The 22,747-nt window shown below is 34.7% G+C and carries 21 protein-coding genes and 1 pseudogene; 11 read left to right on the top strand and 11 right to left on the bottom strand.

Going from position 1 to position 22,747, the window contains the following annotated elements; translation table 11 throughout:
- Window positions 1-152: 152 nt before the first annotated feature.
- Window positions 153-470: a met regulon transcriptional regulator MetJ gene (gene metJ / locus H3S88_RS05110; protein ID WP_198226826.1), complete on the bottom strand. Its 318-nt coding sequence runs from the start codon at window positions 468-470 to the stop codon at window positions 153-155.
- A gap of 176 nt (window positions 471-646) precedes the next feature.
- On the opposite strand from metJ, the gene metB reads away from it, so the two are divergent.
- Window positions 647-1,813, top strand: coding sequence for a cystathionine gamma-synthase (gene metB, locus H3S88_RS05105; RefSeq protein ID WP_198226828.1), 1,167 nt, complete (start codon window positions 647-649; stop codon window positions 1,811-1,813).
- Between the two features lie 83 nt (window positions 1,814-1,896).
- Here the strand turns inward: metB and citX are convergent, their stop codons facing one another.
- From citX to H3S88_RS05070, 7 genes and pseudogenes are all read right to left on the bottom strand, one after another.
- On the bottom strand, window positions 1,897-2,442 hold the full coding sequence (gene citX, locus H3S88_RS05100) for a citrate lyase holo-[acyl-carrier protein] synthase (protein WP_198226830.1): 546 nt from the start codon (window positions 2,440-2,442) through the stop codon (window positions 1,897-1,899).
- Window positions 2,443-2,520: 78 nt separating this feature from the next.
- Window positions 2,521-4,050 carry a citrate lyase subunit alpha gene (gene citF, locus H3S88_RS05095; protein ID WP_080692493.1) on the bottom strand — a complete coding sequence of 510 codons (1,530 nt, stop codon included), beginning with the start codon at window positions 4,048-4,050 and terminating at the stop codon, window positions 2,521-2,523.
- A 12-nt stretch (window positions 4,051-4,062) separates the two neighbouring features.
- Window positions 4,063-4,950 carry a citrate (pro-3S)-lyase subunit beta gene (citE, locus tag H3S88_RS05090; RefSeq protein ID WP_065738569.1) on the bottom strand — a complete coding sequence of 296 codons (888 nt, stop codon included), beginning with the start codon at window positions 4,948-4,950 and terminating at the stop codon, window positions 4,063-4,065.
- Window positions 4,947-5,237 carry a citrate lyase acyl carrier protein gene (gene citD / locus H3S88_RS05085; protein ID WP_025316271.1) on the bottom strand — a complete coding sequence of 97 codons (291 nt, stop codon included), beginning with the start codon at window positions 5,235-5,237 and terminating at the stop codon, window positions 4,947-4,949. The genes citE and citD overlap by 4 nt, the downstream gene beginning before the upstream one ends.
- Window positions 5,238-5,258: 21 nt before the next feature.
- Complete coding sequence (gene citC / locus H3S88_RS05080; RefSeq protein WP_198226832.1) at window positions 5,259-6,293, bottom strand: [citrate (pro-3S)-lyase] ligase; 1,035 nt, start codon at window positions 6,291-6,293, stop codon at window positions 5,259-5,261.
- Window positions 6,294-6,297: 4 nt separating this feature from the next.
- The gene (locus H3S88_RS05075) at window positions 6,298-7,143 is read right to left on the bottom strand and encodes a fumarylacetoacetate hydrolase family protein (protein WP_198226834.1); all 846 of its coding nucleotides are present in this window, start codon (window positions 7,141-7,143) and stop codon (window positions 6,298-6,300) included.
- Between the two features lie 93 nt (window positions 7,144-7,236).
- Window positions 7,237-8,532: pseudogene (locus H3S88_RS05070) on the bottom strand (2-hydroxycarboxylate transporter family protein); the annotation flags it as partial.
- A 310-nt stretch (window positions 8,533-8,842) separates the two neighbouring features.
- Between H3S88_RS05070 and H3S88_RS05065 the strand changes: the two are divergent.
- The 7 genes from H3S88_RS05065 (at window position 8,843) to H3S88_RS05035 (ending at window position 15,124) form a co-directional block, all read left to right on the top strand.
- On the top strand, window positions 8,843-10,432 hold the full coding sequence (locus H3S88_RS05065; protein ID WP_198226838.1) for an ATP-binding protein: 1,590 nt from the start codon (window positions 8,843-8,845) through the stop codon (window positions 10,430-10,432).
- 17 nt (window positions 10,433-10,449) lie between these two features.
- Complete coding sequence (locus H3S88_RS05060) at window positions 10,450-11,160, top strand: response regulator (RefSeq protein ID WP_086325916.1); 711 nt, start codon at window positions 10,450-10,452, stop codon at window positions 11,158-11,160.
- Window positions 11,161-11,320: 160 nt separating this feature from the next.
- Entirely contained in the window at window positions 11,321-12,286 is a 966-nt protein-coding gene (locus H3S88_RS05055; protein WP_086308393.1) for a glutathione S-transferase family protein, read from the top strand.
- Between the two features lie 23 nt (window positions 12,287-12,309).
- Window positions 12,310-13,050: an amino acid ABC transporter permease gene (locus tag H3S88_RS05050; protein ID WP_198226840.1), complete on the top strand. Its 741-nt coding sequence runs from the start codon at window positions 12,310-12,312 to the stop codon at window positions 13,048-13,050.
- Window positions 13,047-13,805 (top strand): amino acid ABC transporter ATP-binding protein, encoded by a 759-nt coding sequence (locus tag H3S88_RS05045; RefSeq protein ID WP_198226842.1) that lies wholly within the window; start codon window positions 13,047-13,049, stop codon window positions 13,803-13,805. Before H3S88_RS05050 ends, H3S88_RS05045 begins: the two co-directional genes overlap by 4 nt.
- A 17-nt stretch (window positions 13,806-13,822) precedes the next feature.
- Entirely contained in the window at window positions 13,823-14,248 is a 426-nt protein-coding gene (locus tag H3S88_RS05040; RefSeq protein ID WP_198226844.1) for a GNAT family N-acetyltransferase, read from the top strand.
- 54 nt (window positions 14,249-14,302) lie between these two features.
- Window positions 14,303-15,124, top strand: coding sequence for a transporter substrate-binding domain-containing protein (locus H3S88_RS05035; RefSeq protein WP_198226846.1), 822 nt, complete (start codon window positions 14,303-14,305; stop codon window positions 15,122-15,124).
- Window positions 15,125-15,141: 17 nt separating this feature from the next.
- Here the strand turns inward: H3S88_RS05035 and H3S88_RS05030 are convergent, their stop codons facing one another.
- The gene (locus H3S88_RS05030) at window positions 15,142-15,609 is read right to left on the bottom strand and encodes a GyrI-like domain-containing protein (RefSeq protein WP_198226848.1); all 468 of its coding nucleotides are present in this window, start codon (window positions 15,607-15,609) and stop codon (window positions 15,142-15,144) included.
- A gap of 302 nt (window positions 15,610-15,911) precedes the next feature.
- Here H3S88_RS05030 and H3S88_RS05025 point away from each other — a divergent pair, with 302 nt between their 5' ends.
- Together H3S88_RS05025 and H3S88_RS05020 are read left to right on the top strand one after the other, a co-directional pair.
- On the top strand, window positions 15,912-16,775 hold the full coding sequence (locus H3S88_RS05025) for an RNA ligase family protein (RefSeq protein WP_198226850.1): 864 nt from the start codon (window positions 15,912-15,914) through the stop codon (window positions 16,773-16,775).
- A complete protein-coding gene (locus H3S88_RS05020) occupies window positions 16,772-17,911 on the top strand; it encodes an AAA family ATPase (RefSeq protein ID WP_198226852.1) in 1,140 nt (379 codons plus the stop codon). Before H3S88_RS05025 ends, H3S88_RS05020 begins: the two co-directional genes overlap by 4 nt.
- A 60-nt stretch (window positions 17,912-17,971) precedes the next feature.
- Here the strand turns inward: H3S88_RS05020 and H3S88_RS05015 are convergent, their stop codons facing one another.
- Both H3S88_RS05015 and H3S88_RS05010 read right to left on the bottom strand, forming a co-directional pair.
- Entirely contained in the window at window positions 17,972-19,375 is a 1,404-nt protein-coding gene (locus H3S88_RS05015) for a glycoside hydrolase family 1 protein (protein ID WP_198226854.1), read from the bottom strand.
- 10 nt (window positions 19,376-19,385) lie between these two features.
- Window positions 19,386-21,242: a beta-glucoside-specific PTS transporter subunit IIABC gene (locus H3S88_RS05010; RefSeq protein ID WP_198226856.1), complete on the bottom strand. Its 1,857-nt coding sequence runs from the start codon at window positions 21,240-21,242 to the stop codon at window positions 19,386-19,388.
- A gap of 265 nt (window positions 21,243-21,507) precedes the next feature.
- Here H3S88_RS05010 and H3S88_RS05005 point away from each other — a divergent pair, with 265 nt between their 5' ends.
- On the top strand, window positions 21,508-22,668 hold the full coding sequence (locus H3S88_RS05005) for an MFS transporter (protein WP_198226858.1): 1,161 nt from the start codon (window positions 21,508-21,510) through the stop codon (window positions 22,666-22,668).
- The last annotated feature ends 79 nt before the right edge of the window (window positions 22,669-22,747 follow it).

The raw sequence follows: 22,747 nt of genomic DNA, 5'->3' as shown, positions 1-22,747 counted from the left end.
TAAAAGGCCTGACTCCGGTTGAATATCGAAATCAGGCCTTACAAGCCGCTTAATAAAAGTGTCCAACTTTATGGGGTCACTTCATTATGCGCCTTTTTTGTTTTTTGTCCTAATTAATGTTTTTATTTGTCAATAAAAAATATAAATAGCATCTATTCATCAATTAAATCGGGATTGATGCCTAAATTACGCATCATTTCCTTAGCTTGGCTAGGGATACCATCTTCACGATCTTTCTGTAAGTCTTCGTCGCAAGGTAGTGGTTGACCCGTGTAAGCATGGAGAAACGCTTCACATAATAGTTCACTATTCGTTGCATGACGTAAATTATGCACTTGTCGGCGCGTACGTTCATCAGTCAATATTTTTAATACTTTTAAAGGAATTGATACAGTAATTTTTTTTACTTGCTCACTTTTTTTACCATGCTCAGCATAGGGGCTTATGTATTGCCCATTCCATTCCATCATATTTTTCACCAAATCACATCACAATTTATGGGGTTAATTTTAACTTTTTTTTTATTTTGCTGCAATCCATACATCGAGACAGTTAGACGTCTAGACATATTGACGTCTTAAATGGTTGTGTTATTCTTGTACATGAAAGTTTTATAATAAATAAAATATTATTTAGGAATGTTATTATGGCTAGCCAATCTAAAAATTTAAGCCAAGGTACTATTGCTGTCCGAGGTGGAATCAATACTGATGAGCAATATGGGAGTGTCGTCCCTGTCATTACCCCGTCAACGTGTTACCGTTATCAAGAATTTGCAACACCAAGAGAGTTTGATTATGCACGTAAGGCAAATCCAAGCAGGCGATTCGTTGAGGAAACGGTCGCCAAGTTGGAAGGAGGGGTGGATGCTATTCTTACTAACTGTGGTATGTCTGCTATTCATCTTGTCAGTGTCGCACTACTAACACCCGATGACTTGGTGGTTGCTCCCCACGATTGTTATGGTGGTAGCTATCGTCTTTTTAATAGTTTAAGTCAACGTGGTTATTTCAAGGCGAAATTTGTTGATCAATCCGATCCAATTGCACTAAAAGAAGCTTTAAGTTTACGTCCAAAATTAGTATTGATTGAAACGCCAAGTAACCCATTGCTTCGAGTTGTTGATATTCAAGAAATATCACAACAAGCACACGATGTCGGGGCTTTGGTGTTAGTCGATAACACATTTATGACCCCTATATTGCAAAAACCTATAGAGTTAGGGGCGGATATTGTAACCCATTCATGTACTAAATTTCTTAATGGACATTCCGATCTTTTAGCGGGTATTTTAGTATTTAAAGACCAACAGCTTGCTACAGATGTTTTATGGTGGGCCAATAATATTGGTACCCTCACTTCATCATTTGATAGTTATTTATTATTACGTGGATTAAGAACGCTTGCTGCGCGAGTAACTTTACAACAAGCCAATGCACAAAAGGTCGTTGAGTTTTTAGTTAACCATCCGAAAATTGCTAATGTGTATCATCCATCACTACCGTCTAATCTTGGACATGAGATTGCCAAAAAACAACAAAAAGGTTTTGGTTCATTGCTAAGTTTTGAATTAGCTGGAGATCCCGAGGTAATGCCTAAATTCTTAAAGGCACTTAATATTATTACGTTAGCTCAATCTCTAGGGGGGGTTGAAAGTCTAATCTGTCATCCAGCAACGATGACCCACTCAGGTATCACTGCTCAAGCACGTAAAACAGCCGGTATTTCAGATCAACTACTTCGTATTTCTGTTGGTTTAGAGGATATCGATGATTTATTAGGTGATTTAGAACAAGCTTTAGCTGTCATTTAAAATTTTAGTAGTAATGATAAAGTTTAATGAACAATTGATATGCTCCTTCGGATCAATTCTGTTTTTTCAACTTTATCATTATATTAAGATTTATTTTTTTGAAAACTTTCTATTTTTTCTTTAATAGCAACAAAAATCTCATCTAATGAATGTCGTTTTGACCGACCACATATTTTAGCCATATCCTCACAAACTAAACATTGTCTTGGAGCATATTCAAATTGTGAGCGAGAAACACTTTTTTGGGTTATTGGATCAATCACATCTATATCCCATAGACGGCCCAATGGATGTTGGCTTTCAATTTCAATGCAGTATTGTTTGAGTTTTTCAATCGCGCAATCTACCACAAGAATGGCTTCATAACCTGTTAATTCATGATAGTGCTGTTTTTTAATTAATGGTATATCATTTTTAATAAAAAACTGATGTAACGCGGTGATTGCTTCTTGAAAAATATAATTAGCGCCACTACTGTTTTTTATTGGACCCGGGATAACTAACGTCAACGATACGAGGGGCTTTTTATAGAGTGAAATAGCTAATAGTTGGTTTTCTACCCGCTTTTCTTTAGCTAGTAGCATTTGCTCAAGACTAATCGGGGTGCCATCATCAAATTTAATTAACATTTTATTCATAATACAGGAATAAGAGCATGGCATTTATTTATGCCATGCTAAGTTTTGTTATGACAGATGCTTGAGTAATTAATCTTTAACTTGACGCACTACATCAATTACTGAACCATCACGGAAATGAACGATACCTACGATTTTATCTTCAAATTCGATTGGTTTTGGTTCACCAGTTAACGAAACTGCACGTTGATAAAGTTCTTCAATGCTCATTATTGGTAAATTAGCTGCTTTTAAACGTTCAGCAATTTCTGGACGATTAGGATTCACTGCAATACCATGATCAGTAACTAATACATCAACGCTTTCACCTGGAGTTACCAGCGTGGTTACGTTTTTAATTACAGTTGGGATACGGCTACGAATTAATGGGGCAACAATAATGGTTAAGTTTGCTCCCGCAGCTGTATCACAGTGACCGCCAGATGCTCCGCGCATTACGCCATCAGAACCTGTTAATACGTTAACATTGAAATCAAGGTCAATTTCTAAGGCACTTAAAATCACAATGTCTAATTCATCAACACTTGCTCCTTTAGATGCAGGATTTGCATAAACATTGGTTGAGACTTCAATGTGATCTTTATTTCGGCCTAAGGATTGTCCTGCTGCACCGTCAAAGCTTTGGGTATCTAATAAACGTTTAACCAAACCTTTTTCGTGTAAATCAACAATACTAGCTGTAATGCCACCTAAGGCAAATGAGGCTGTGATATTTTTAGCACGCATACGGTTTTCAAGGAAACGCGTTGCAGCTGTTGAAGAAGCACCAGAACCGGTTTGAATTGAGAAGCCATCTTCAAAATAGCCAGAATGCTCAATGACATCAGCCGCGTAACGAGCAATCATAAGTTCACGAGGATTGCTTGTGATACGTGCTGCGCCCACACTGATTTTAGTTGGGTCACCGACTTCATCAACTTTAACAATATAGTCAACTTGATCTTGACGAATACTTGCAGGGTTATTTGGATAACCGACGATATCTTCAGTTAGTAAAACTACTTTTTTGGCAAACTGTGCATCAACCATTGCATAACCAAGTGCACCACATTGTGATTTACCTGATACACCATTAGCATTACCTTGTTCATCAGCTGTTGATACGGCTAAAAATGCGATATCAATATTAATTTCACCACTTTGGATGAGTTTTACGCGCCCACCATGAGAATGGATATGTACAGGATTATCCATTAAACCGTGTGAAATCGCATCAGCTAATTTTCCACGTAATCCAGAAGTGTAAATTTTAGTGATCACCCCAGCTTCAATATGTGGGATTAATGCGGCATTACAACTTAACAATGAACTTGATGCTAAAGTTAGATTTTTAATGCCTAATTTACTAATTGTCTCTACAACTTTATTGATAACCTTATCACCTTCACGGAATGCATGATGGAAAGATATGGTCATACCGTCACGTAATTCACACTTTTTAATGGCTTGTTCAATCGAGTCACATAATTTACGAGTATATTTAGACTCATCTTTTAAATATGGTGTGGTTGCATTAGCATCAATAAATGGTGTGATATTTTTAAGATCAGGATGCTGTTTTAATAAATCATCAATTTTTTGGTTTATAGAAGTTGTCATATTTCAATCCTATCAAATTTCTTTACGTACACCGGAGTATTTTGCTAGTTCAATGATTTTTTGAGCACGAGTAATAATTGGTGCGTCAATCATTTTGCCATTCAAAGAAACAACTCCAAGCCCCTTTCTTTCACCTTCTTCAGCTGCTTCAACTATTTTTTTAGCATTTTCTACTTCACTAGCAGTAGGTGCATAAGCATTGTGTAATAGCTCAATTTGTCTTGGATTAATCAATGATTTGCCGTTGTATCCTAATTTTTTGATTAGGCTGACTTCTTTTAAGAAACCTTCGTCGTCATTAACATTTGAATAGACAACATCAAAAGCATCAATACCCGCTACACGAGCTGCATGTAGAACAGCGCAACGAGCATAAAATAGTTCGGTACCATCGCCTCTTTCTGTTTGCATATCGACAAGATAGTCAAATGCAGCAAGAGCAATACCTATTAAACGAGGAGATGATTTAGCAATTGATACTGCATTAACCACAGCTTGAGCCGATTCAATTGCTGCCATTAATTTAGTACTACCAACTTCACGACCACATTCTTTTTCGATACGTTCAACGTGAGCTTCAAGTTCATGAATATCTTCGGCACTGTTTGTCATTGGTAAACGAACAACATCAACGCCTGCTCGAACTACGGCTTCTAAATCTTTAAGTCCAAATGGTGTATTTAGTGCGTTAATTCTAACAACTGTTTCAATATTATGTTCTTTATAAACAGGCATTTTTAATGTTTGAGCGACTAAAAGGCGTGCTGAATCTTTTTCTTTAATTGAAACCGCATCTTCAAGGTCAAACATGATTGAATCAGGTTTGTATACAAACGATGTTGATAACATTGCGGCATTGGCGCCTGGAAGAAATAACATGCTGCGACGTAATTTTTTCATAGTAATTTACTCCAATCTAAGTTCTCTTCTTCTGCACCGCGTAATACTGCACATTGAATTCTTGCTCTGATAGCACAATCTAAAGCGCCTTTATCATCAATAATAATTAAACCATCAGTTACATTCAGATCATTTAAAGTCTGATTAACAACTGCACGTATTTGATCGCCAAATTGTTTATTAACATCACTATTAATAACAATTTCAATCCCCGTATTTGGCATGACTTTAACTAACAAATCGCTCGATTCGAGAGTCCCAGCCATAGCTTCTTTTTGTATTTTCATTTTTTTACCTTTTAAAACGTATTAAATTTTAAAGTTATCCAAATTAGCCGAAAGATAATCCCATGTTGTTGGGGGAACCAACGTTTTAACCTGTTCATATTGCCCAGTAGCCAGTAGCTTTCTTACTAATGAAGCCGAGACAACATAATTGCTTTCGGTTATACGTTCAACTTCAACAACCGTAATGGCTGGAAGACTACTTACCGTATTATCTTCAAGCCAATAACGCATCGCTTCGTTATAAGCTTTAGTCACCTCATCAATAGGTTCAGTCCCTACAAATCGGTGAGTGATATTGAGTGCTGGAGCAATATAATTGCGGAAAATTAACAGATCGATACCCATATAGGCTTGATCAATTTTTGTCTTATCTTTTAGGAAATAAGTAGGAAATGTTGCTCTAGAAATAATGTAGGGTGAGCTTGCATGCACAGTGACATTCTTTATCTGATTTGTGCCATCTTTAACTAGTTTTAAGCGTGTATCAAATGAAAATTGTGAGGCATTTTCATTGACAACAAATACATGTAACCAGTCACATTGACTTGCTGCATATTGTACTAAGTATTGATGACCTTTAGTAAAAGGATTGGCATTCATAACAATGCTGCCAATTTTTTTTCCTTCTTTTTTCTGTGCATTGAGTTGTTTACAATATTGCTTTATTCCGACCGGATTGTTTTCCATTAGAACAACTAAATCAGTTATTTCAACAATAGGGTAAAAACCGCATCCTTTAAAGAAATCTATATTTTCAGGCTTAGTGTATAAAAAAAGGTGAAAATAGCCGTTTTCATTGGCATATTTTATGGTTTGATCCATTAAAGTCAGATTTAGTTGATTACCGCGATATTGAGGATCAATAGCAACACATTTAATAATATTGCGATCCATACCAGCACAAGCAATAATTTTATCGTTAATTTTCGCTACCATAAAAAGAGTAACTTGCGAGTCTAAATCAAGATCAGATCGAGACAATAATAGCTTAATTTCTTGATAATCTTGTTCTGATTTAGAAATATCAACGATGGTATAATCAACTAAATCATACATAAAATTACCCTCTTTCTGCTACTACATAATTGGTTAAACGACCAATTCCTGTAATTTCGACTTCAATCTTATCGCCATCTTTCATAAATACTGGAGGGTTACGTTTTTTACCAACACCACCAGGTGAACCAGTAAGGATGACATCTCCAGGCGACAAACGAGTAAATGTACTAATGTAAGAAATAAGTTCTGGTACAGTGTGCACAAGATTTTTAATACAATCGTGTTGCATTTCCTGACCATTTAAATAAGTGGTTAAAGATAAAACTGTTGGATCAGGAATTTCATCACTGGTTGTAATACATGGACCAAATGCGCCAGTACTTGGCCAGTTTTTACCTGCTGTAAACCAAGTATATTGCCAGTCACGAATAGACCCATCCATATAGCAGCTGTAGCCAGCTACATGTGATAATGCCTCTTCTGGTTTAATACGAAATCCTTCTTTGCCAATAATGATCGCTAATTCACCTTCGTAATCTAATTCGTTAGTGATAGCAGGTTTGATAATATTAGTTTTGTGACCTGTTTGTGAATCAGGAAAACGAACGAATAACGTTGGCGCTGAGCTAGTTTCGTTAAATTCCGCGCGTTTTTCAGCATAATTCATACCAACACATAAAATTTTATTTGGATTTGGAATAACAGGTAGATAAGTAATGTCTTGTTCATCAATGTCACTTGGTGCATCAAGATAAGTTTTGGCGACAGAAAGTCCTTCAGAATCAGCAAGTAGAGATTTTAAATCGGCATATTTATTACCTAATTTTTCTTTTAAATCAACAATGCCATTCTGAGTAAGAAGACCAAAACTTGCTCGACCAGAGACAAGATAACTGACAAGCTTCATGAAAACTCCTTAAAAGCTGTTTTATGCTAAATTTAACTATAAATAAAAGCGAACAACCTTAGTTAAACTAAGGTTGCTCTTTAAAATTTTAATCTAAACTAAGAAATTGCCGAGAATGAGTAATGACACTGATACATTTATTGCACCACCTATACGGGTTGCAATTTGAGCAAATGGCATTAACTCCATACGTTCTGCGGCAGTTAAGATTGCTACGTCACCTGTTCCGCCTTGGCCACTTTGACAGCATGAAATAACAGCAGCATCAACCGGATACATACCTAATTTTTTAGCGACAAAGAAACCAGTGGTGACTAAGCTAACAACAGTACAAACAATAACAATTAAATTTGTAATGGTGAAAGCTGCAACGATTCTATCCCATGGAGTGATTGCTACACCTACCGCAAATAGAATTGGATAGGTAACAGACGTTTGGAAAAATTTGTAAACGACTTGTGAACCACTTAATACTTTCGGTGAAACACCTGATACTAACTTAACAAAAACTGCAGCAAATAACATTCCCACTGGAGCTGGAATACCAGTTAATTTATGACCAATCATACCAATCATATAAAGAATTGCTGCTAATAATACACCTGATGCAAATGTTGTTACGTCGATAACAGGTTCAGCTTTAGCTGCTTTGTTATCACCCATTAACTCATCATCTTCTGAAGCTGGCAGTAATCGACCATTACCAGTTAAATGTGGGTAAGCTTTACCAAGACGGTTAAGAACTCCACCACAAACAATACCCGTTAAACCGCCTAACATAACGATTGGTAATACACGGCCAAGAGCTTCACCTTGTTCCATACCTAATATTGATGCATATCCGATTGAAAGAGGAATCGCACCTTCACCAACTCCACCAGCCATAATAGGTAATACTAAGAAGAAGAAGGTCTCAAATGGAGATAAACCTAGTAAATAACCAACACCGACACCAACTAACATTCCAACGATTTCACCACATACCATTGGTCCGAATATTTTTAAGAATCCTTGAATAAGCGTTCTCTTATCCATATTCATAATACTACCAACGATAATACAACAAATGTATAGATACAAAATGTGTGTATCTCTATAGAATTTTGTTGTTGCTTCGACGACCGGAGTAGGTAAAATACCGTAATAAACTAGCGCTGATGGAATAAATGTTGCACAGATCGCTGCAGCACCCATTTTCCCAACGATTGGTAACCGTTTACCAATTTCACCACAAAGGAAGCCAAAGAAAGCACAAGTTACCACCATCACAACAATTTCGCTAGGCAATTTACCAGTTACTAACACTTCAGCGAAAATTAGGATACCAGCAATTATAAATAATGGAAGCGGGATTACACCAATTTTATAATTGTCCATAAGCCGCCACCAATTGTACGGCCATCCTTGCTGTTGTTGTTTCACATTGTAAGGCCATTTATCATGTTGTTTTTCATCAGAACTTGATACTGATTCTTCTTCAGTCCGCGTTTTTCCGATTGAATTAAGATCCGCCATATTTTATTTTTCTCCAAAAAAATTTGAATTTGTTAGATTGGCGCATATGGTTACAAAATTTTAACCCCAATTTTGTGATTTAAATCATACTTTAAGTGTGGTTTTTATGGTTTTAAAGGCTCTATGTTTTTTAATGCTGTGATAAACTCAATGTCAATAGTCAATTTTCAATACGAGCGTTATTATGCGAAAAAAAGTACAATTATCTTTTGCGACGAAGTTATTTCTGTCTCTTTTACTTTTTTCGTTAATAATACTCGCACTTTTACAAAGCTATATATGGAATGCAACTAAAACTACATTGTACCGAAGTTTGGGTGAAAAGGCGCAAGTTCAAGCGAAGGAATTGTCCGTTATTCCGAGTTTAATAAAATATGTTAAAGAAAAAGATACCGTCAATTTAGCTAATTTAGTTAACGATATTTTTGAACAAAGTGATGCCAGTTACATCGTTATTGGTGATGAACAAGCTTATCGTTTATATCATACCTCGAATGATAAGTTACATTCACCAATGGTAGGTGGAGATAATCAAGAAGTACTGAGCGGAAATAGCAGTATTTCTATTAGCGAAGGCTCGTTAGGTTTAGCACTACGAGGTAAAGCTCCTATCATGGATGAAGGTAAAATAATAGGTATCGTCTCTGTTGGTTATATGATTGATGATATATATGTATTACATATTAACCAATTTATACCTATTATCATTTTTTGTTCCTTACTCTTTTTTGCTTTGTTTGTATTTTCGTTCTTTTTTTCAAAAGCAGTGAAAAAACAGATGTTTAACTTAGAGCCAAAAGCGATTGCTTTGTTGGTTAAAAGTCAAAAATCAATAATGCAATCTATTTTTGAGGGCATTATTGCTATTGATCTTAATTATAAAATTATCAATATCAATCAATCGGCTCGAAACATGTTAGACATTATTGCAGGTGATCAAGAATTGCTTAACCATGATTTACGTTATTTTATCAAATCAACTGATTTTCTTTACGGAAATGAAAATCAGACAAAAGATGTACACGATCATATTTGTTACTTTAATAATATTATTGTTATTGCTAACCGGATTCGTGTGATAGTGGATGATCAAATTCAAGGTTGGGTGATCACTTTTCGTAATTATGATGATATCAATTTATTAAGTATGAAATTAACGCAAGTAACTCAATACATTGATAATTTGCGAGCTTTACGACATGAACACCTTAATTGGATGGCGACTTTGTCAGGGCTCATTTATATGAAACGTTATGAAGAAGCACAATCTTTTATCACCCTACATTCGGCGGATAATCAAAACTGTTTAGATTTTATTTCTGAGCATTTCAAAATACCGGCTATATGTGGATTATTAATAGGTAAATATTCAAAGTCACATGAAATTGGCTTGAATCTAGTCTTTGATCCTGCATGTCAATTAAGTGCATTACCTGCCTTAATTACTGAAACCGAATTTATGTCAGTGCTGGGTAATTTACTTGATAACGCTTTCAATGCATGCTTAAAAAATAATCAGGGTGATAAAACGATTTATTTGTATCTGAGTGATGCAACGGATGAAATTGTATTAGAAGTAAGTGATCAAGGATGTGGTATAGATGCAAGTATTCGCGAATCGATATTCGAACCCGGCGTAACTTCTCAAGATGCTAAAGAGCATGGTATTGGTTTGCATCTTGTTTCAACCTACATAAAAAAGGCCAATGGCTATATTACATTTGAAGATAATACACCATATGGAACAATTTTTTCAGTTTTTATACCTAAATAATAAAAAGAGGTAAATGCATGAGAGAGCTTAACGAGTATAAAGAAGATGCTATAAAAGTTCTTATTGTAGAAGATGAACCTATTTTAGCAGAATTAAATGCTGAGTTTATACAAAGAGATACAAAAGTAAAAGTCGTTGGGATCGCGTCAAATTTAGAAGAAGCTAAAATAATGGTTGAAAAGTTAAAACCAACATTAATTTTACTCGATAATTATTTACCTGATGGTAAAGGTATTGAATTATTTGAATACATTATTAATAACAAACTAGATTCTTATGTTATTTTTATCACTGCAGCAAGTGATATGGATACGTGTAGTAAAGCTATACGGTTTGGTGCTTTTGATTATTTAATTAAACCAGTATCTTACCAACGTTTAAAACATTCACTTGAGCGTTTTGAACTTTTCTTATATCGTCAAAGTTTACAAAAACATGTTAATCAAAGACGCATTGATGAACTGTTTAATTTGCAAACTAAAGATTTTGTTGATATCAATCGCCATTCTAAAGGGATTGAAGAGATTACTTTACAAAAAGTTAAAGATCTATTTATGCAGACAAATGAACCGCAAACGGTCGATCAAATTGTCGAAAAAGCAAATATTAGCAAAACTACAGCCAGACGATATTTAGAATATTGTGTCCAAACTAAATTATTAATCGTTGAACTTAATCACGGTAAAATAGGTCGTCCTGAAAGGCTCTATAAACGATTAGGAAAGTAATTATTTCTGCGCAGTTAATACGTTAATCCTGTTTTATATAATTTATGATTATATAAATATGCTTATTCGTTATTTTAACCGCTAAATATTTGATGCTAGATTGAATAAATCCAACTGTTGGAAAGTTTCAATTGCAGTACCAAATATTAGGAGTAAGCGTATGTCTATAGGAAAAGTAGTCACTACAGAAAATAATGAAATAAACCAAGATGGCGCCTTTGTACGTCAAACTAACCGATTCGACACTCCATTTGGTAATGAACCAGGTTTATTACCGGTAGAATCAGGTCGTTATCGTTTAATTTGGGCGGCAATTTGTCCTTGGGCTCATCGTCAGATGATCGCCATTAAATTATTGGGTTTAGAGGATGTCATTAGTGTTGGTAAAGTTTCCCCTATCCGCACACCCCATGGCTGGGAATTTTCGCTCGATCCTAATGGTGTTGATCCTGTTTTAGGTATTCGCTATTTACCAGAGATTTACGCTAAAACAGATCCAGAATACAGTGGACGAGCAACAGTTCCTACCGTAGTTGATGTAAAAACGGGCAAAGTGGTTAACAATGATTATTTTAGATTGACCAACTATTGGGAAACCGTATTTAAACCTTTTCACAAAGCTGGTGCACCTGATCTTTACCCTGAACATTTACGTACTGAAATTGATGAATTAAATGATGTCATATTTCATGAAGTAAATAATGGTGTATATAAAGCTGGATTTGCCCGGACACAAAAAGCCTATGAACATGCTTACCATCTTGTTTTTAACCAATTAGATCAATTAGAACAACGATTAAGTCAATCCCGTTATCTTTTTGGCGATAAGATTACCGATTCCGATATTCGCTTATATGTTACGCTAGCCCGATTTGATGTAGCCTATTATTCCGCTTTTAATACTAATCGAAATAGAATTATCGACTATCCTAATTTATGGGGATATGCGCGAGATCTCTATCAAATACCTGCATTTGGTGAGACCACTGATTTTGATGCGATAAAAAAAGGCTATTTCTTAGGTAATAATGCTCACAATCCTTATGATATCTTGCCGTTAGGGCCAGATACGAGTAATTGGAAAACGCCACATAATCGAGATAAACAATTTAGTTCAGTTAACTAACTTTAATATTGGGATAGATGCGGATGCCAAATATAATTGATTTTGGATTGATTTTTACCCAAATACCCACATTGCTCCTTTATTTGCCAGTAACGCTTTTTATTACGATTTTTTCGATGTTACTTGGCGTAATATTGGGTTTAATTATTGCCGTAATTAAAATGAATGAAATACCGGTTTTAACACAAATTGCTGCGGTATTTGTTTCATTTATAAGAGGAACGCCATTGTTGGTACAGCTTTATCTAAGCTTTTATGGAATTCCAATTTTATTACGTTATATTAATTATTTTTATGATACAAATTTCAATATGAATGGATTACCACCTATGTTATTTGTATTGATTGCTTTCTCTTTTAACGAAGCTGCCTATAATTCTGAAACAATTCGCGCGGCATTACAATCGGTGAATAAAGGACAAATTGAAGCAGCACAATCATTAGGAATGACCTATAGTCAGTTATTACGTCGAATTGTTATTCCAGAAGCTTTTATTGTGGCGCTGCCTAATTTAGGAAATACTTTAATTGGCTTACTCAAAGGTACTTCTCTTGCTTTTGTTTGTTCCGTTACCGAAATGACCGGGAGGGGTAAAACATTAGCGGGTCATAGCTATCGCTATTTTGAGGTTTATATCTCACTTGCATTAATTTATTGGGCATTAACCATATTAATTGAGTTACTTGTTAAATATTTAGAAAAGCGATTGACGATAAGCGATGATAAAAATACACCCAGTTACCGAAAAGGAAAATGGTTATGATTCATGTTAATAATTTAACGTTATCTTTTCACGGTAATTGTATTTTGAACAGCATAAATCTTCATATTCAACCTCATGAAATTGTTGCCATTATAGGGGCATCTGGAGCAGGAAAATCAACATTTCTTCGTTGTCTTAATTTATTAGAGAAACCACAATCAGGTAATATTAGTATTGATAAGCTATCGTTTGATGTAAGCAAATTTAAACGAGATCAAATTGTTAAATTTCGCCAGCAAACCGCTATGGTTTTTCAGCAATTTAACCTTTTTCCTCAGAAAAATGCATTAGAAAATGTGATGGAAGGATTAGTAATTGTAAAAAAATATCCTAAAGAAAAAGCCAAACAGATTGCGTATGAAAAATTAGTTGAAGTTGGTCTTGCTGATAGAGTTGATCACTATCCTAAACAACTTTCAGGCGGCCAACAACAACGAGTGGCTATTGCTAGGGCATTAGCGATGAACCCTAAAGTTTTATTACTTGATGAACCAACTTCCGCATTAGATCCTGAGCTGGTTGGTGAAGTATTAGCAACAATAAAAATGGCTGCTAAATCAGGTATAACGATGATTCTAGTTTCTCATGAAATGAGTTTTGTACATGATATTGCAACGCGAGTTTTATTTTTAGATAAAGGACAGATTATTGAAGATGGCTCGCCTGATAAAGTATTTCTAAATCCTGTTCAACAAAGAACAAGAGATTTTTTATCCAGATATTATTCTGCTATGCAAATGGATTATGAAATTTAATCAGTTAAGAGGTCGTAATGGATATTACTATTCAACAACACTGTGAGGGTATAAATTGGCAGGAAGTTGCTGATTTACTGAAATTTTATGGATTAAGCACTTTAGATGCTAAAACACAAGAACAGGTATTTCGAAATAGTTATGCAGTGGTATTTTTATTAGATAACAATCGTGTTGTCGGTGTGGGGCGAGCATTATCAGATGGTATTTGTCAGGCGGCAATATATAACATTGCCTTAGCTAAATACTTACATGGACAGCAATATGGTCGGTTAATTGTCGATAAACTTATCGAGCAAGTTAAGGATTGTAATATTATTCTTTATACCCATCCTCAAACAGTTGAGTTTTATAAAAATTTAGGTTTTGACCTGATGAAAACAGGCATGGCGATATATCAAAAAGATCATCGTCATGAAATGAAAGAAATGGGATTTATTTAATATAACCCACTTAACTATAGGTTTAACAATATCAAACTAAAGAGGATTTGTGTTATGAATTTAAACAAATGGTATGGTTTTTTGTTTTTAGCAACTTTGTGTTTAACAGGTTGTGATGATCAAAATAACAATACTGAAAGTTCTAAAAAACAACAGATAACAATTGCAACATCAGGCGCACCAAGTCCTTTTACAACAATAAATGATGAGGGTGATTTAACGGGTTATGATATAGATGTTGTTAAGGCTATATTTGCAAAATTACCACAATATGAAATTAATTTCGAAATAACTGAGTTTCCATCGGTGCTTGCTGGACTTGATTCACAACGTTATCAAGTTGGTGCCAATAATTATGCAATGAATGAGAAACGTAAGGAAAAGTATTTTTATTCAGATCCCATTTTTAAAAATCAATATGTTATCGCTGTAGCTAAAAACAATAATAACATCAATAGTTTTCATGATCTAAATGGAATGTCAACAGAGGTAACACCAGGACTAAATTATGCCACTGCTTTAGAAACTTATAATCAGCAAAACGCTAATAATCCTGTAAAAATCGTTTACAGTGAAGCCGACTTATTACCTGTTTTACAGCATGTTGAAAGTGGCCAATATGATTTTCAATTAATTGATAAAGTGATGCTTTCTCAATTTATTAGTGAACATCATCTTAATCTTAAAATAATTGAACTCACTAAAGAAGATGAAGATCGCATTGCTTCACCGTTTAGTTATCTTTTAATTAGTAAAAGTGCGAAAGGTGAACAATTAACTCAGGATATTAATGACGGTATTCAAAAAATTATTAGCAGTGGTGAACTTTCACAAATTAGTCAACGTTATTTTGGTGCGGATTATTCACCTAACTAATTAATATTATATAAGCATTATTTATCTAACAAAGGTAAATAAACATCCGTTATCATCTGTTCAGATTTTACAGTTGGACCGACATTAACATAATGAAAAATTGGGGGAAAATCTCCCAAGTTTTCTCCACTGTTTGGTAACCATTTTTCAAGTAAATAAATAATTGCTTGATTATGATATCTCGAATCTATATTTCTGGCTTTGGCACAGCGAAATTGTGGAATCGTTTTATTTATCACTCCATAAATGTTTTTAGTAATAAGTTCATCAACAGAGATACCGAAATCAACATGATGTTTTTCAGGTGGCGTAGTGTTAGGGTTAGTATAATGAATGCCGTAGTTTCTATATTTATCATCTAAAAGTTGATTTTCTTGTCGCCATTTTATGAGTTTGTTTACTGATTCATGTTCTAACTTGGGTGCGCCATAATGTTCAATAATGGCTAAATACGTCATTGGGAATAGTACAATTTCGACTTCCATATAACCCCCCACAATTTATCAATGGTAATCATCTTTTTGAATCTTAACACTTATTGCGTGTATAAAAAATCTAATTTTACTTGACAATATATTCGCTTAAAATGATAATGGCGCCGTTTTTTTAGTCTAATATTTAATTTTTTTGTGAGGTGGCAAAATGCCTGTATTCAATACTTTATCTTAATGCCGACATGGTATCTTCTATTATATTGTCTTTTAGCTTTTTCTAAAGCTCCTACGTTGCAGTTCAATCTATAGATCTTCGCCTTGTCGGTTTTCCCTAATTTTTCGGAGAAAACAAAATGACAATGGAAACTTATATTCAAAACTTAGAATTAATTAAATACCCACGTACTCCACATTTGGAAAGTTCGCGCTTGCAATTGGGTGATAGTGAGCATGGCCAGCTACCCTATAATCAATTAATAGGGCAATATATTGTGGTTGAAGAAAAACTCGATGGCGCTAACTGTGCAATCAGTTTTTCAGAGAGTGGTGAGCTATTATTACAATCACGCGGTCATTACTTAATAGGGGGCAGTCGAGAACGTCAGTTTAATCTATTTAAACATTGGGCAACCGTCCATGAAAGCTGGTTAATTGAACGTTTAGAAGATCGCTATATTATGTATGGTGAATGGTTACATAAAAAACACTCTATTTTTTATGATGCATTACCACACTATTTTTGTGAATTTGATATTTGGGATAGACATAATAACTGTTTTTTATCAACCCAAAAACGTCATCAATTATTGGCTAATGGTCCTATTTTATCTGTTCCCGTATTGTATTCGGGAATCGCACCGAAAAGATTGGGTGACTTATTAGCATTAGTTAAATATTCTTTAGCTAAAACAAACGATTGGAAAAGTTGTTTTGAGAAAATTGTTGCTCAAGAAAAAATTGATTTGAATAAGGCTTGGCAACAGTGTGATAACTCGGATTTGATGGAGGGTTTATATTTGAAAATTGAATCAGAGTATACCACAACGGGACGTTTAAAATGGGTAAGACAAGATTTTGTTCAATCTATTTTAGATGCGGGTCAACACCATTTACAGCAACCGTTTATTCCTAATCAATTAGCTAAAAAAGCTGAGCTTTATACGCCACAAATAACGATAAATTGGAATGATAGCATAAAATTTGGAGGTGATTTATGAGTTATTCGCAGTTACAACAAGAGATCGCCTACAGTATCAGCAAAGATAACTTTGACCAGTGGTTGGAATGTATACCTGCGTTGAATAAATTGATGATGACACCACAAGATCCTACTTATCATGGTGAGGGAAATGTCTGGATTCATACTCAAATGGTATTAAGATCCTTGATAGGTGAAGATGAGTTTGCAAAATCTTCCGATGATGAAAAGTTTGTGTTATTTATGACTGCTTTGTTACATGATATTGCCAAACCAGAAACGACCATCATTGATGAGTTAAGTGGTCGAATTTCACAACCAAGACATTCCCAAAAAGGGGCGATTAGTAGTCGAATACTATTATGGCGATTGGGCATTGATTTTGAGTTAAGAGAAAGGATTTGTCGGATTATTGATGTGCATCAGGTTCCATTTTATGCATTAAGTGATGATAGTCATAATAAATCACCGCAATGGTTAATTCATCGGCTTTCATGGGAATTACCTGTCTGGATGTTATGCATGCAAGCTAAAGCCGATATACTCGGTCGTATCAGTGCTGATAAAGCTCGAATGGTTGATGAAGTTGAACTCTTTAAACAATTAGCTTTGGAAGAAGGGTGTTTATATCAATCTCGGCAATTTATAGATGATTACACCAGAGTACACTATTTTCGAGGAGGCAATGTTTTGCCTGATTATGCTTTGTATCCTCAGAAAGGACCTAAAGTCATATTATTGTCGGGTTTACCTGCATCAGGTAAAAATAGTTGGATAAGTAAACATTATCCGCAATTACCGGTTGCCTCATATGATGACGCAAGGAGTGAACTGAAATTAAAGCATGGTCAAAATGAAGGATTAGTGATCCAATTTGTATTAGCTAAAGTGAAACAATATTTAAGAGACAATCAATCATTTATTTGGAATGCTACTCATTTATCACGAGATATGCGCCAAAAAGCATTGGATTTGCTTTATGCTTATCATGCAGAGGTTGAAATAGTTTATCTTGAGCAGCCAGAAAAAACATTATATCAACGCAATTCAAGCCGAGATACTAGCTTACCGAATAAGAAAATTACACAAATGCTTTCTAAATGGCAAGTGCCATTACCGACCGAGGCGCATAAAGTGACATATTTAGTAAATTAATGATATTTAATATGAGTTATGATGGGCTTTTTTAAAGCCCATCTTTATATTGTGTATTAACTATTCTTTAATGCCATTGTCTTTGATGACTTGCTGATACCAATAAAAACTATCTTTTTTTATTCGATTAAGGGTTTTTAAGTCATGGTCATCACGATCAACATAAACAAAGCCATAACGCTTTTTAAAACCTTGATGTGAGCTTAATAAATCAATGACTGACCATGGACAGTATCCAAATAGTTCAACACCATCTTCAATTGCATCATGACAAGCTGAAATATGGGATTTGATATAATCGATTCGATAATCATCATGTACTTTATTGTCAGCAGTTAATGTATCGGGAGTACCTAAGCCATTTTCAGTAATAATTAATGGTAAACGATATTGGCGATAATATTCATTTAGTACAAGGCGTAATCCCATAGGGTCAATTTGCGCACCATAAGTTGAAGCAACTAAATTTGGATTTTTCTCGATTTTGAAGTAACCGTAAAGGTCAAAATCGATATCTTTTTCTTTGGTACCAAATGGGTGTGCATCGTCCTCTGGTAAATAACTGACAACCAAAGTTCGATAATAATTTACAGCAATAAAATCAGGTTTTGCTTGTTTTAATATTTCAGCATCTTCAGGATGGGTATTAGGATAGATTCCGCAGCGAGTTAGGTAGCTTTTATAATAGTTAGGATAATCACCAAAACAGTACATTTCCAGTGCGTAATTCGTTTTGAAATTATCGTTCATTTTCGCTGCCCATACATCCATTGGTTTGTTACTTGCAGGATAGGTCATCGTGGATGAAACTGCAGGCCCAACTTTACTGTCGGAAATTAAAGCATGACAATCGTTGGTTGCCATTGCATGGGCAACAAACATATGATAATCCATTTGTGCACGAACTTTTTCAATATCCTCAGGTGCAACTTGATACATATTCATTCTTTCATTGACACGAATCATCAGATTTTGTTCATTATTAATCTGCCAATGCTTAACTCGATCGCCAAATGCTTTATAACAGACTTGAGCATAACGTCTGAATGCATCAACACAGCGACGATCTTGCCAACCATTATATTTATCAACCAAGGCAAAGGGTAAGTCAAAATGATAGAGCGTAATAAAAGGTATAATATCGTTTTTAATTAATTCGTTAATAACTCGATTGTAAAAATCGATTCCTGCTTGATTTATTTCACCATCGCCATCGGGAATAATACGAGCCCATGATATAGAAAAGCGATAAGTTTTTAGTCCTAACTCTTTAAATAACGCAATATCACTTTCAACATGATGATAAAAATCACTGGCGACTTTACTGTCGGCTTGTATAGCAGAGCGTTGAAATGAATTATAATCGGCAACAGTCATTCCTTTGCCATCTGCATCCCATCCACCTTCAATTTGAAAAGCAGACGATGATGCTCCCCACCAGAAATCCTTAGCAAAAGCTTTCATATCTAAACCTCTAAACGTGAATAACTAATAAATTGTCCGTAACACTCACTTGAGTTTGTTGACAATATTCTATATTTTTATATTGTTCGGAATTAACCACAATAATTGATGTGGTTAAATCAAATTGTTGTTTTATTTTATCAATATCAAATGAAACTAATTTGGTACCTTTAGTAATATGTTGACCAGTATGTACATAAGATTGGAAGTATTGACCTTGTAAGTTAACCGTATCAATACCAATATGAATTAACAGTTCAATACCATTATCTAATTTTATTCCCATTGCATGTAAAGTAGGGTAGAGTGCCGTAACGGTACAATCTTCAGGGGCAACGATTTCACCCATTTTAGGATAAACTGCGATTCCTTTTCCCATTGCACCTGAGGCGAATGCTTCATCTTTGACTTGATCTAAAGCAATCACCTCACCAGCAACCGGCGACACAATAGCGGTATCTGAAGTTAATTGTGTACTGGACGTTGTTGGCATTGTTTTTGACGCTTCTTCATTTGGTATATCATTAAATCCAACAATCATCGTCATAATGCATGAACCAAAAAAAGCAAAACCTATGCCAATTAAATAACATAAGAATGCTTTTGTACCTGCTTCTGCGTACACCGGTATTGTTAATACTCCTTGATTAGCAAATGCGTTACCATAGGAGCCTCCCCAACCCATTAAGCCCCCTGCGATTGCGCCACAAATGACGGCGCAGATCATCGGTCTTTTTAATCTTAAATTGGCACCATAAATTGCTGGCTCAGTAATGCCAAACAGAGCAGTAACCGTTGCCGATGCGGCCACCGTTTTAAGATTTTTATTTTTAGTTTTGAAAAATACGCCAAAAGCCGCACCAGCTTGCGCAAAGTTAGCGGCACCTGCAAATGCAAGAAGATTTTGCCTGCCTGTTTGCGCTACATCATTGATTCCAATTGGCACAATTGCACGGTGAGCGCCAAATATAACTAAAATGCACCATACACCACCAATAAAAGCACCTAATAAGATAGGGCTAACCCCCATAATGTAGTAATAGATCCAGTTTATAAATTCGCCAATGTAGATTCCAATTGGCCCGAAAATAAGTAATGTGGCGGGGATCATGATGAGTAGTGAAAATGTAGGCACCATGATAATTTTTAATACTTCAGGAATGATTTTTTCTAAAAATCTTTGTATATAACTTAAAATAAAAACGGCAATAATGATTGGAATAACACTTGATGTATAATTGGCTTTGGTTAGTTCAATCGCAAAAAAGGTGATTTCACTTTTACTTGTCATTAAACTCACAATGGAGGGATAACATAGGGTTGCGCCAATAATCATTGAGATAAATTCATGCGCTTTAAATACTTTGGCTGCGGTATAACCTAAAATTATAGGCATAAAGTAAAACACCGCATCCGATGCAGCATGTAAAATAATATAAGTATTATAAGTTTTAATATCCGTTGAGTAGTAATTACCAATTATAACCGCAATTGCTAAGATCCCTTTTAGCATACCGGATGCGGCTATTGCTGGAATAATCGGGGTAAAAATGGCGGCAAAAGCATTGAGTATTTTAATACCTATTGAAACTTTTGGTTGTTCTTGTTTTATTGAGTTTATTTCACCAATAAGTGGTAAAAGTGCGTCATAAATTTTTGTGACTTTATTACCTAAGACTACCTGATATTGCCCACTGCTTTCTACAACAGAAATGACCCCCTCAGTTTGTAATAATTTTTCACGATTAGCTTTGTTATTATCTTTTAGTTGGAACCGTAATCGAGTAAAGCAATGGTTTACACTGATAATATTTTGCTTATTTCCGACCAATTGTAATATTTGCTGTGCAATTTTCTCATAGTCCATTATTTTCTCCATTACGTTAACAGTGGTTAATTTTCGGTAAAAAAAAGATCAAACATACTAGAGTTGTTGTTAATACTAAAACAACAATCATCATGCATATTTGATCGTATTATTTTTGGTGATAACACTTTTTTTACCATTGGGTTAACTTTACTCAAGCTAACACAGTTTAAAAAGTTAAACAAGATTGATTTGAATTGTTGCTAAATATTTTATTTAGATATATTTTTAACCTTAAGGATTGTAAGGATTAAAATTATAATTAATGAAAACAGCGAAAAAAAAATCGTATTTATTACTTTGTATTGTGTTTTTCTTTTGGTATGCACAATACGTTTATATCCCTTATCAAACACCTTATCTTGCAGCCATAAATCTTTCAACTAATTTTATTGGTATGGTTGTGAGTGCTTATGGTATTTCACAATTACTGTTACGTTTACCCGTTGGTTTAATTGCTAATGTGAAAGAAAAGCATAAAGTATTTATAGTGTTGGGATCTTTTTTAGCTGGTTTTGCATCTGTTATTCGCATAATCCAATCCGATGGATGGGGATTTTTTATTGGTAATATTATTTCGGGTATTGCTAGTTCAACATGGATCTCATTTATGGTGTTATTCTTAGGTTTTTATCCTAAATCCAAAAAAAGTTATGCAACAAGTCTTATTATTATGGTAAATAATATAGGCGTATTTTTAGCATTTTTATCCAGTACGTTACTCTTTGAATCTTTTGGAATGAGGTTTATTTGTCTTTTAAGTTGCTTAAGTGGATTTATCGCTTTTATTTTGGCGATTAGGCTTAAATATCCTGAAAGAATTCATCATCAGTTTAGCTTTCAAAACTTATTTAAGGTTTTTTTAGATCCCAAACTGCTATTTTTTTCTCTGTTGGCCTTAATTCAGCAGGGCATACAAATGTCCACAACCATGTCTTTTACAAACCAAATACTCAGTGAACTTGGTGCCAACTCTGCTTTAATTGGTCTATCTTCAATTGTATATATGCTGTCATCTGTATTGTTTGCAAAAGTTGGAGCAAGTAGCTGGATAACCAAATTAAGCACCTCATCTTGGATCATCCTCTCTTTTCTTATGCTTGCCTTTTATTGTGTTTTAATACCGCAATTATCATCAAGTTATCTCATATTACTGTTGCAAATTATTCCAGGGATGGGGACAGGTATACTATTTTCACTATTAACTTTTGAAGCGATTTCAGATATTCCTTCTTATGCTCGTTCAACAGCGATGGGTCTGTTTCAAGCTATTTATGCACTAGGTATGACGGTTTTTCCAATCATTGTCGGTTATGTTAGTCTGCTATATTCAATGACGACGGCATATTTTTGTTTGGCGATTGTAGCGGTTTTGGGGGCTATTTTTTATTGCTTTTATTGCTCAAACAGAACAATAAAATCATAGTGATAATAAATATCTTTTAATAGCCATATTATGTTTTTCAGAATGGAAAATTGAATGCTATGAATTAGCCAAATATTTA

Origin of the sequence: Gilliamella sp. B14448G11 (assembly GCF_016101765.1) — a bacterium.
In the GTDB taxonomy this organism is placed as follows: Bacteria; Pseudomonadota; Gammaproteobacteria; order Enterobacterales; family Orbaceae; genus Gilliamella; species Gilliamella apicola_N.
The sequence above is the reverse complement of the archived record's forward strand: the minus strand, read 5'-3'. Positions and strand labels throughout refer to the sequence as shown.